Genomic DNA, 10352 nt, shown 5'->3' with positions numbered 1-10352 from the left:
CTCAGTCCAGATAAAGCCTTTTTTAGGTGACATTTTCACTGTCCGTTGACACAGCAATTTTGGCAACTCCGGCTCGTTTGACAGGACAAGTCCCCGATGGGTATAATTATCAAAAAGGGCTATTTTTACAAAGGAGTGGTACCGTTTTGGTCAAAAATATACTTTATGACGATTTTCAGCGCACCGTTTCAGAAGTACTGGTCTACAACCGCAGCGTGCTCGATGTTCTGGCTAAAACCCAGGAAGTAAACGCCCGTCTCAACCGGGCAGTGATTAAAACGGTAACCAGTTGTGGCTGTCTGAAAATAAATGCCCGTAAAAAAGAAATCCCCCCCGAAGCAACGCTGGCCGACCTGCGTCATCTGCTGGAATCACACCTGGTCGGGGAAATGTGCGAGGAATGCAGGGAAGCGGTAGAAAACGCCATTGGACGCTGTCTGTTTTACCTGGCGGCACTCTGCCACCTGCTTGATTTGAACCTGGACGATATTGTCGCCAGGGAGCTGAAACAGTTGCGCATTCTAGGCATATACAACCTGGCCTGAAAAAAGGCGTTTAACTGCGCCTTTTTTAACTGTGCCGTTCCTGGACGAGCTGTTCGCGGTAACGGGCCAGACCTTCCTTGATTGAACGGGCCCGCGCCTCCCCGATGCCTTCCACCGCATCGAGTTCTTCAATGCTGGCATTAATGATATTTTTTAGCGAGCCAAACTTTTTCACCATGTTCTCAATCACGGGTAGGGGCAGGCGGGGAATTTTATCCAGAATGCGGTACCCTCTGGGCGAAACGCTCTGGTCCAGGATGCTCGCGCTCCCGGGATAACCCAGAGCCCGCGCAATCAGAGAGAGGTCCAGGAGGTCCTCCGCCGGCCAGCTGTTGATCATGCCCAGAATGGTACCGGGGGGTTTATCCGAAGCAGTAGCATAATCACGGATGATCAACAGCCCCTCATGTTCCACGCCGGTCACCAGCTCTTCCAGTTGCATGGTGATCAACCTGCCTTCTACACCCAGTTCGCTGATGTATTTTTCAATTTCCTTGACTACCCTCAGCACCATTTCGACCCGCTGGATGGCCCGGCTGACATCGAAGAGAGTAACCGCCTCTTCAAACTCCAGAATGCTCAACTCTGTAACCACCCGGTCCAGTACCGACCGGTATTTTTCCAGAGTCTGAATGGCCTGGTTGGCCTTGGCCAGAATTACCCCCACATCCCGCAACACATACTTCAAATTGCCTTTGTAGATCGTAATTATTCCACGGCGCTCGGAAATGGAAATAACCATCGCACCTGTTTGTTTGGCCACCCGTTCGGCCGTACGGTGCCTGATCCCGGTTTCGGTGGACGGAATGCTCAGGTTGGGAATGAGCTGGGTATTTGCCGCCAGAATGCGCTTTAAGTCCGAACTTAAAATAATGGCCCCGTCCATCTTGGCCAGTTCATAAAGGTTGGCCGGCGTAAATTCCGCGTTGACGGCAAATCCGCCTTCAGCAATTTCCATCACTTCCGGCGAGTCACCAATAACAATGAGAGCCCCCGTCTTCGCGCGCAGGATGTTCTCCAGGCCTTCCCGCAACGGGGTACCGGGAGCCACGGTACGCAACAATTGTAACAGCCTGTCTTCCACACGTTCCTCCTTCAAGGTTTCACCCCTCATTGTTCCAGGGCTATTTCAAGGGCTTCGGACAGCGTCTGAGCCCCCAGAACAGTCATGATTCCCACCCGGTGCGAATCCACCTGTGCCAAATTCGCCCGGGGCAGCAGGAAACGGGTAAACCCCAGCTGTGCCGCTTCCTGAACACGTTTCTCTATCCCGGTGACGGGACGGAGTTCCCCGGTCAGGCCTATCTCCCCCACCACTGCCAGCCGGCAGTTTACGGGAACATCCCGGAAGCTGGAAGTCAGGGCTACCGCTATGCCCAGGTCTACCGCCGGCTCCACCAGGCGCACCCCGCCCACTGCGTTGACGTAAGCGTCATAACCGCTCAGGTGCAGGCCGACCCGCTTTTCCAGCACAGCCATGATCAGTACCACCCGGTTGTAGTCCACTCCTGCCGTCATACGCCGGGGGTTGCCAAAGCCCGTGGGCGAAACCAGGGCCTGTATTTCCACCAGCAGCGGTCTTGTTCCTTCCAGGGTGGGGACCACCACCGCCCCGGCCACAGGCCCGGCGGGATGCTGGACCATAAACAGGGAAGAGGGATTGGCAACCTCGACCAGGCCCTCATCTTTCATTTCAAAAACGCCAATCTCGTTGGTGGACCCGAACCTGTTTTTAACACCCCGCAATATACGGAAGGATTGGTGTCTTTCCCCCTCCAGGTACAGTACTGCATCAACCATGTGTTCGAGAACCCGGGGCCCTGCCAGAAGTCCTTCCTTGGTTACGTGGCCGACCAGAAAAATGGCTACTCCCGTTTCCTTGGCCAGGCGCATTAGCTGGGTGGCACACTCCCGCACCTGCCCTACGCTGCCCGGAGCCGAACCAAAATCGACCTTATGCACGGTCTGGATGGAATCCACGACCACCAGGGCGGGATTTAAAGCTCTGATGCTATTTTCAACCGCATCTATATCTGTTTCCGCCAGAAGATACAACCGGCTGGACTCCAACCCCAGGCGGAAGGCCCTCAAGCGCACCTGCTGCACCGATTCCTCACCGGTAACATAAAGCACCACCTGTCCGGCACCGGCTACGCAGGTGGCTACCTGCAAAAGGAGAGTGGATTTGCCAATTCCGGGATCTCCGCCCAGCAGAATCAGGGATGCCGGTACTACACCGCCCCCCAGGACCCGGTCCAATTCCCCGACACCGGTGGAAAAACGTTCATCTTTATCCAGCGAAATCCTGGTCATGGGGAGCGGAACGGGAGCAACCGCGCCGGGGCGCTGCTTTACCCCGGTAACCGTCTCCTCCACCAGGGTATTCCAGGCTCCGCATTCAGGACAGCGGCCGAACCAGCGGGGGGTGCAGTGTCCGCATTCCTGGCAGCAAAAGCGGGTTTTAACGGCCATTCACTCTCCCCCATCAAAACCAGGACTTTTTTCTTTAAGTAGAATTTCGTCAGCGAGGATTACGTTTTTACACAGGATAACATTTCTAGTATAACATTTCTTAGTTTGTTTCAACAAGTTAAAAACAATGCCAGAACAGGATCTGCTAAAATTAAAGATTTTACAATTAATTTTTATGGAAGCGTTCATAGGAATATTTACAGGAGGCGCGGGAACACGCGCCTCCTGCTACATATTATCGGTCCTGTCCGCTTGCGGTCGCTTCGGCTTTGCGCACCACAATCCGGCCGTCTTCGCCGTCCACCACCACCCGGTCGCCCTTTTGGAAAGTACCCTTCAGGAGCTCCTCGGAGAGGCGGTCTTCCACCAGGCGCTGGATGGCCCGGCGCAAGGGTCTGGCACCATAGGTTTCGTCGAAACCTTCTTTGGCCAGGATCTCTTTGGCCGCTTCGGTGAACTCCACTTCAACGTCGTGTTCCTTCATCCTCCTGGCCACTTCTTTAAGCATCAGGCCCACAATTTCCTTAATGTGCTCCGCGGTCAGGGAGTGGAACACGATAATTTCGTCAATACGGTTTAAAAATTCCGGCCGGAAGGTGCGTTTTAACTCTTCCGTCACCCGCTCCTTCATGCGCTCGTAGCTGGCTTCCCTGTCATGTTCGGTACGGAAGCCCATGGTCCCTTCCTTGCGCAGGGTGTGCACCCCAACGTTTGAGGTCATGATGATCACCGTGTTACGGAAGTCCACCGTCCTGCCCTTGGCATCCGTCAAACGTCCGTCTTCCAGGACCTGCAGCAAGATGTTGAACACGTCCGGGTGGGCCTTCTCAATCTCGTCCAGCAGGACCACGGTGTAGGGCTTGCGGCGCACAGCTTCGGTAAGCTGGCCCCCCTCCTCGTAACCGACATAACCCGGAGGCGCTCCCACCAGCCGGGAGACGGCAAACCGCTCCATGTATTCGCTCATGTCCAGACGCACCAGGGCATCTTCGTCACCAAAGAGAGCTTCAGCCAGGGCCCGGGCCAGCTCGGTTTTACCCACACCGGTGGGGCCGAGGAAGATGAATGAACCAATGGGCCGCTTGGGATCCTTCAGCCCGGCCCGCGCCCGGCGTACCGAACGGGCTACGGCCCGGACCGCCTCATCCTGACCCACCACCCGCTGGTGCAGAATCTCCTCGAGCCTCATAAGGCGTTCGGTTTCTTCTTCGGCCAATTTCTTCACCGGAATACCGGTCCAGCTGCTGACGATCTGGGCGATGTCTTCCTCCGTAACAACCAGTTCCTCCTTGCCCCTGGCCGCCTGCCAGTCCTGCCGCCGGGCTTCCAGCTCTTTTTTCAACTGCTGCTCCTGGTCCCGCAACTGGGCGGCTTTTTCAAACTCCTGGTTGTTGACGGCGGCCTCCTTTTCTTTCTGGATTTCCTCAATCCGCTTCTCCAGGTCCTTGAGGTTGGGCGGGGCGGTAAAAGCCTTCAAACGTACGCGGGAACTGGCCTCATCAACCAGGTCGATGGCCTTGTCCGGCAGGAAGCGGTCGGTGATGTAGCGGTCCGAAAGCCTGGCCGCTGCTTCCAGGGCCTCATCGGTTATGCGCACCCGGTGATGGGCTTCGTACTTATCCCGCAGCCCCTTTAAAATGGCTATGGTTTCCTCAACCGTCGGTTCTTCCACCATGATGGGTTGGAAACGACGCTCCAGGGCGGGGTCCCTCTCAATATGCTTGCGGTACTCGTCCAGGGTGGTGGCCCCGATACACTGGAGCTCACCCCGGGCCAGGGCGGGTTTCAGGATGTTCGCTGCATCGATGGCCCCTTCCGCCGCCCCGGCACCAATCAATGTATGCAGCTCATCAATGAAAACAATGATATTGCCGGCCTTGACAATTTCGTCAATAACCTTCTTAATGCGCTCTTCAAACTCGCCCCGGTATTTGGTGCCGGCCACCATGGAAGCCAGGTCCAGGGTAACCACTCTTTTGTTGAGCAAAACCTCGGGCACGTTTCCCTGCACAATCCTTTGAGCCAGTCCTTCGGCGATGGCGGTTTTCCCCACTCCCGGCTCACCGATGAGCACCGGGTTGTTCTTGGTACGCCGGCTCAAGATCTGTATGACCCTCTCAATCTCCTTCTCCCGGCCCACCACGGGGTCCAGCTTGTCATCCCGGGCCAGAGCCGTGAGGTCCCGGCCGAACTGATCCAGGGTGGGAGTATTGGTAGCCCGGGGCCGGGCCGCACCCACCTGTCCCGGAGTGTCTCCCGCCGCGGCACCACCGAGCATCTGCACGATAACACTGCGCACCCTGTTAAGATCCGCCCCCAGTGAGGTCAACGCCCGTGCAGCCACACCTTCACCCTCCCGGATCAACCCCAGGAGAAGGTGTTCCGTCCCCACATAGTTATGGCCCATGCGCCGGGCCTCGTCCACAGCCAGTTCCAGCACCCGCTTGGCCCGCGGGGTTAAAGGAATCTCCTGCGGCATGGGGCCGGACACCTTTTCTACCATCTGCTCAACGGTGGCCCGCACCTTATCGGCGTCAATACCCAGGCTGGCGAGGGCTTTGGCCGCCACGCCCTCCCCTTCCCGGATCAGCCCGAGCAGCAGGTGTTCCGTACCTACGTACGGGTAATTAAGCCTTCTGGCTTCTTCCTGAGCAAGAAACAGTACTTTTTGTGCCCTTTGAGTAAACCGGCCGAACAACATGTTTATACACCTCCTATCGTATTTTTAAGACTGTTGAGCTGCCGATAACTTTCTACGGATTAACTGGGCACGGTAGATATCCCTTTCCACCGGACTCAGGTCCTTACCGGTAACTTTCACCAGAAAGGCCGGTCTGGTGAGTACCATTAATTCGATGATCAGCGGTGCCGGGATATTTTTGATAATACCCATATCTATACCCAGGCGCAGGTCGGAAAACAGGCTCATGGCCTCTTCCGAAGTCATTACCCGGGCATGCTTCAACAAGCCGTAAGCACGCCCTACCCGGTCCTCCAGCTGCTCCCGCCGCTCACGGTAAAGGGCTTCCCGGGCAGCCCTCTCCTGCCCCAGGAGCTGGCGGGTTACCGAAATGAGGTTGGCAATAATATCCTCCTCCGCCTGCCCCAGGGTAACCTGGTTGGACACCTGGAACAGGTTGCCTTTGGCCTCGGTGCCCTCACCGTAAAGGCCGCGCACGGTGAGCCCCAGCTTGGTAATAGTACCCAGCACCCCTTTGATCTGATTGACCATCACAAGGCCGGGCAGGTGTAGCATAACCGATGCTCGCAGACCCGTTCCCACATTGGTGGGGCAGGCCGTCAGATAACCCAGTTTTTCGTCAAAAGCATAGTCCAGAGTAGCTTCCAGGCCGTCGTCAAGGCGGCTGACCAGTTCCCAGGCCCTGTTCAGCTGCAGGCCCGGCAGGAGGCACTGCAGACGCAGGTGATCCTCTTCATTGACCATCACACTTAGCACTTCGTCGTCCCGCAGCACCACCGCCTTGCGTTCGAAATCCTCCAGTAAATCAGGGCTGATCAGGTGTTTTTCTACTAGTATCTGCCTTTCCACCGGGGTCAATTCGTTCATGCGTGTCAATTCCATTTTGCCCATTTTTTCCCGAAAGACCCTGTTTTCCACGGCCGTTTGAACGGCATGGATCACATCCTCAGCCTTCTCCCGGGACAAAAGGTGGGGAAAAGGTAAATGGGCCAGATTCCGGGCCACCCGCACCCGGCTGCTGATTACGATATCCGACTCGGGACCCGTTCCATCCATCCAGTGACTGTGGGGATTATTTACGGTTTCTCTGATGGTCATAACCTTATCCCTCCTGAAGCTCCTTTTCCAGTTCCCGGATGGCATCCCGCAATTCGGCTGCCCGCTCGAACTCTTCCCGGCTGATGGCCTCCCGCAGTTGGGCCTTCAACCGCTCAATGCGGTTGATAACACGCACTTTGCCACCGGTACGTTCGGGTACCTTCCCCGTATGGAAGGTATTACCGTGGATCCGCCGGAACACGTGTTCAAGCCGGGGGCCGAAATAACGGTAACACTCCCCGCATCCCAGCAAACCCTGGCGGGCAAATTGGGCTTCCGTCAGCCCGCAGGCTTCACACCGGACCCCTGCCGGTGCTACGGTGGGACCGGTGGCGGTGAAGCCAAATTCATTATGCAACAGCCCGGCCAGGAAATTGTGCAGGTTTATCTGTGGGAAAAACCCCATGGCCTGAGCCTGCAACTCCCGGGCACACTGTTCGCACAGGCGCATCGTCCGTTTCTCATTGTTGATTATTTCCGTCAGGTGAACAGTGGCCGGTCTCTGATGGCAACGTTCGCATTCCATCTTCTTTATCCCTCCTGTTGGCTGGCTGGCATCGGCAGAAAGTATTCCCCAGATGCCTGTTTTATTCACCCTTCTTGTTCAACAAACTCATGATCATGGCGCGCAGGATCAGTGCCCGTAACTGGTCCCGGGCCGGTAGAGCCACGCGCAGCACCTCACGGTCAACCACCGCCCGCATCATCCGGAACTCGCGGTCAGTGATCAGTTTTTCCTGCCACAGGCGTTCAATGATCGCCTGTGCCCGCTGCTGGGATATTTCCCTGCCTACCAGGTTTAAAAGCTGGCTGATGGCATCCAGCCTTTCATCCCGTGGTAACTGCATTATGCGCACATATCCACCGCCTCCCCGCCGGCTTTCCACCAGAAAGCCGTGCTCCACTGTAAAACGGGTAGCGAGAACATAATTAATCTGGGAGGGAACGCAATTAAATCTCTCCGCCAGCTCGTTGCGCCGGATCTCGATCATTCCCCGGCTGCTGGTGGCAAGCAGTTCCTTTAAATACCGTTCGATAAGGTCTGAGATGTTTGACAAATACCACCACCCTCCCTGACTTTGACTTTGACTGACTTTCACTTTTATTATAAACCAGATCCTTTGAAAAAATACAAAGCACCGGCAGAATCTTTTACTGCAAATTATTACCATTATAACCGACAGCTTTTAAAGAGATTCCCCGGACGCTTTATTTTTTCGTTTTTTTGTGCTTTTCGAGATTTTATTTTTTGGTAAAAACCATGCAGAAAAATAAAAAAGACATACCTGTACCCTCACAGGTATGTCTTACTCTCAACTGGCTCCCCGAGTAGGATTCGAACCTACAACCCTCCGGTTAACAGCCGGATGCTCTACCGTTGAGCTATCGGGGAATAACCTCAACGCCAGTAATCATTATACTACAAGCCTCTTCGCCCGTCAAGCCCCTCTTTTGACGATCTACTTGTCAAGTATAGCACCTGGCGGCTTTCAACCCGGAAAGGCGGCGGGCCTAACCGCCCGCCACAACCGGAAAGATAGTAACGGTGTCGCCCTGACGCAACCGGTCCGGCATCCCGGCTTTCTGCCCGTTAATTAAAATAAGGCCGACATACTTTTCCGGTATATGAACTTTCTCCAGCACATTCTTTACGGTAGAGTCAAGCGGAATCTCCAGAGTAATCCGCCCGCTTACGGCATCCGGGGGTGCGTAACTGGAAAGGTAACCCCGCAGTTCGACCTTTACTTCCATAATCGCACACCCCTGTGATATAAGTAGTCAGGTTTATTCTACAGGTTTATTCTATCAGAAATGGTCCCCGGGGTCACGGGTTCCCGGAAAATTCAAAACAGGGGGGCAAGGCCCCGCCACTCTTCTGTCAGGCCAGCATGGCCTCAACCCGGGAAGCGGTCATGCGGGCCGTATTGCCCAACCATCCCCGCACTTCCATAGCTTCGGCCACCCTCTTCACTGCGACCATGTAGGCGGCCAGACGCATATCCACATCCTTGCCCGATTTGTGCATGGTGACCACTTCATGAAAACCACGTACCATGATTTCCTCAAGACGGCGGTTGACCTCTTCCTCGGTCCAGTAATACCCCATGTTGTTTTGAACCCATTCAAAGTAGGAAACCGTAACCCCTCCCGCACTGGCCAGGATATCAGGTATGACAAAAATCCCCTTCTGGTTCAATATCCGGTCGCCTTCAGGCGTGGTCGGGCCGTTGGCCGCCTCGGCCACAATCTTCGCCCTCACCTGCCCGGCCACACTGGCGGTAATCTGGTTTTCCAGCGCCGCCGGCACCAGAATATCGCAGTCCATGGTGAGCAGCTCGGCAGAGGAAATGGGTCTGCTACCGGGGAAACCTTTTACAGAACCGGTCCTCATCTTATATTCACGCAATTTTACCGGATCCATCCCGGCAGTATTACAGGCCCCGCCGGTGGAATCCACAACGGCGACGATGCGGCAGCCCATTTCGTGGAGAAGCCGGGCCACAATGCTGCCGGCATTCCCGAAACCCTGCACGGCCACCCTGGCTCCGGCCAGGGGTATGCCCAGCATTTTAGCAGCCTCCCGCACTACAATGGCACACCCCCGCGCGGTGGCTTCGTTGCGTCCAGCCGACCCGCCCACAACCAGCGGCTTGCCGGTAATAACTCCAAACTCGATATGTCCTTTATAGCGGCTGAATTCATCCATCATCCAGGCCATGATCCGCGGGTTGGTATATACATCCGGTGCCGGGATATCTTTATCAGGACCTAAAATCTCGGCCACAGCCCGTACGTAGCCCCGGCTCAGTCTTTCCAGTTCCCCGGGGGAGAGTTCCCTGGGATTGCAGATTACGCCACCTTTACCCCCACCGTAAGGCAGGCCCACTACCGCACATTTGAAGGTCATCCACATGGCCAGCGCTTTCACTTCTTCCAGAGTAACGTCGGGGTGAAATCGTATACCGCCCTTGGCCGGCCCTAAAGCACTATTATGCTGAACCCGGTAGCCGGTAAAAACACGAACAGTCCCGTCGTCCATTTCCACCGGAATAACCACGGTAAGCACCTTCATGGGCTGCTTCAAGATTTCATACACCGCCGGGTGCAGACCCATACGATTCACCGCCCGCTTGATCTCCTGCTGTGCGCTGACAAACGGATTTACCTCGGCCATTTTTATACCCCCCAATTTTAAGTGCCCGAAGTGCGTATACTGTATGCAACTTATAATTTGCCAGGAGCAATAACCATGCCAATATAAAAATGGCCTCTTCTTGATGCTCACCCTAAAAGACAAAAAAGCAACCTTTTACCTTACAGCAGCGGTAATATCACGCGCCGGTACCGTAAGGAAATTATGGTATATCACTTAGGGCGTGTTAAGAAAAGGGGGTTGGGCCAGGTTGCTCAAATCACGGCATCCCGTAACAAATTGAGATATCAATCTCGGATTTAGATAGCTTGAAGGTACGGGCTAAAGAATCGAGTAGGAGGGGGCGGCTAGCCCCCGTCCTCTCACACCACCGGACATGCGG

General features: G+C 55.3%; 9 protein-coding genes and 1 tRNA gene. 1 reads left to right on the top strand and 9 read right to left on the bottom strand.

Annotated features, from left to right (window positions below; genetic code table 11):
* Positions 1-146 precede the first annotated feature (146 nt).
* Positions 147-545, top strand: coding sequence for a DUF1573 domain-containing protein (locus tag ACPLUI_RS06590; protein WP_424659475.1), 399 nt, complete (start codon positions 147-149; stop codon positions 543-545).
* Between the two features lie 25 nt (positions 546-570).
* Here the strand turns inward: ACPLUI_RS06590 and disA are convergent, their stop codons facing one another.
* The 9 genes from disA to ACPLUI_RS06545 all read right to left on the bottom strand — a co-directional run bounded on the left by disA (position 571) and on the right by ACPLUI_RS06545 (position 9991).
* Positions 571-1659, bottom strand: coding sequence for a DNA integrity scanning diadenylate cyclase DisA (disA, locus tag ACPLUI_RS06585; RefSeq protein WP_424659474.1), 1089 nt, complete (start codon positions 1657-1659; stop codon positions 571-573).
* Entirely contained in the window at positions 1656-3017 is a 1362-nt protein-coding gene (gene radA / locus ACPLUI_RS06580) for a DNA repair protein RadA (RefSeq protein WP_424659473.1), read from the bottom strand. The genes disA and radA overlap by 4 nt, the downstream gene beginning before the upstream one ends.
* Positions 3018-3252: 235 nt before the next feature.
* Positions 3253-5718, bottom strand: coding sequence for an ATP-dependent Clp protease ATP-binding subunit (locus ACPLUI_RS06575; RefSeq protein WP_424659472.1), 2466 nt, complete (start codon positions 5716-5718; stop codon positions 3253-3255).
* 24 nt (positions 5719-5742) lie between these two features.
* Positions 5743-6816, bottom strand: coding sequence for a protein arginine kinase (locus ACPLUI_RS06570; RefSeq protein ID WP_424659471.1), 1074 nt, complete (start codon positions 6814-6816; stop codon positions 5743-5745).
* 4 nt (positions 6817-6820) lie between these two features.
* Positions 6821-7342, bottom strand: a complete 522-nt coding sequence (locus tag ACPLUI_RS06565) for a UvrB/UvrC motif-containing protein (RefSeq protein WP_424659470.1) — start codon at positions 7340-7342, stop codon at positions 6821-6823.
* 61 nt (positions 7343-7403) lie between these two features.
* Positions 7404-7874: a CtsR family transcriptional regulator gene (locus ACPLUI_RS06560; RefSeq protein ID WP_424659469.1), complete on the bottom strand. Its 471-nt coding sequence runs from the start codon at positions 7872-7874 to the stop codon at positions 7404-7406.
* A gap of 260 nt (positions 7875-8134) precedes the next feature.
* A tRNA-Asn gene (locus tag ACPLUI_RS06555) sits at positions 8135-8209 on the bottom strand.
* Positions 8210-8328: 119 nt separating this feature from the next.
* On the bottom strand, positions 8329-8568 hold the full coding sequence (locus ACPLUI_RS06550; protein ID WP_424659468.1) for a MoaD/ThiS family protein: 240 nt from the start codon (positions 8566-8568) through the stop codon (positions 8329-8331).
* 127 nt (positions 8569-8695) lie between these two features.
* A complete protein-coding gene (locus ACPLUI_RS06545; protein ID WP_424659467.1) occupies positions 8696-9991 on the bottom strand; it encodes a Glu/Leu/Phe/Val family dehydrogenase in 1296 nt (431 codons plus the stop codon).
* Between the last annotated feature and the right edge of the window lie 361 nt (positions 9992-10352).

This window comes from Desulfofundulus sp., from assembly GCF_049701015.1.
GTDB lineage: Bacteria > Bacillota > Desulfotomaculia > Desulfotomaculales > Desulfovirgulaceae > Desulfofundulus.
The sequence above is the reverse complement of the archived record's forward strand: the minus strand, read 5'-3'. Positions and strand labels throughout refer to the sequence as shown.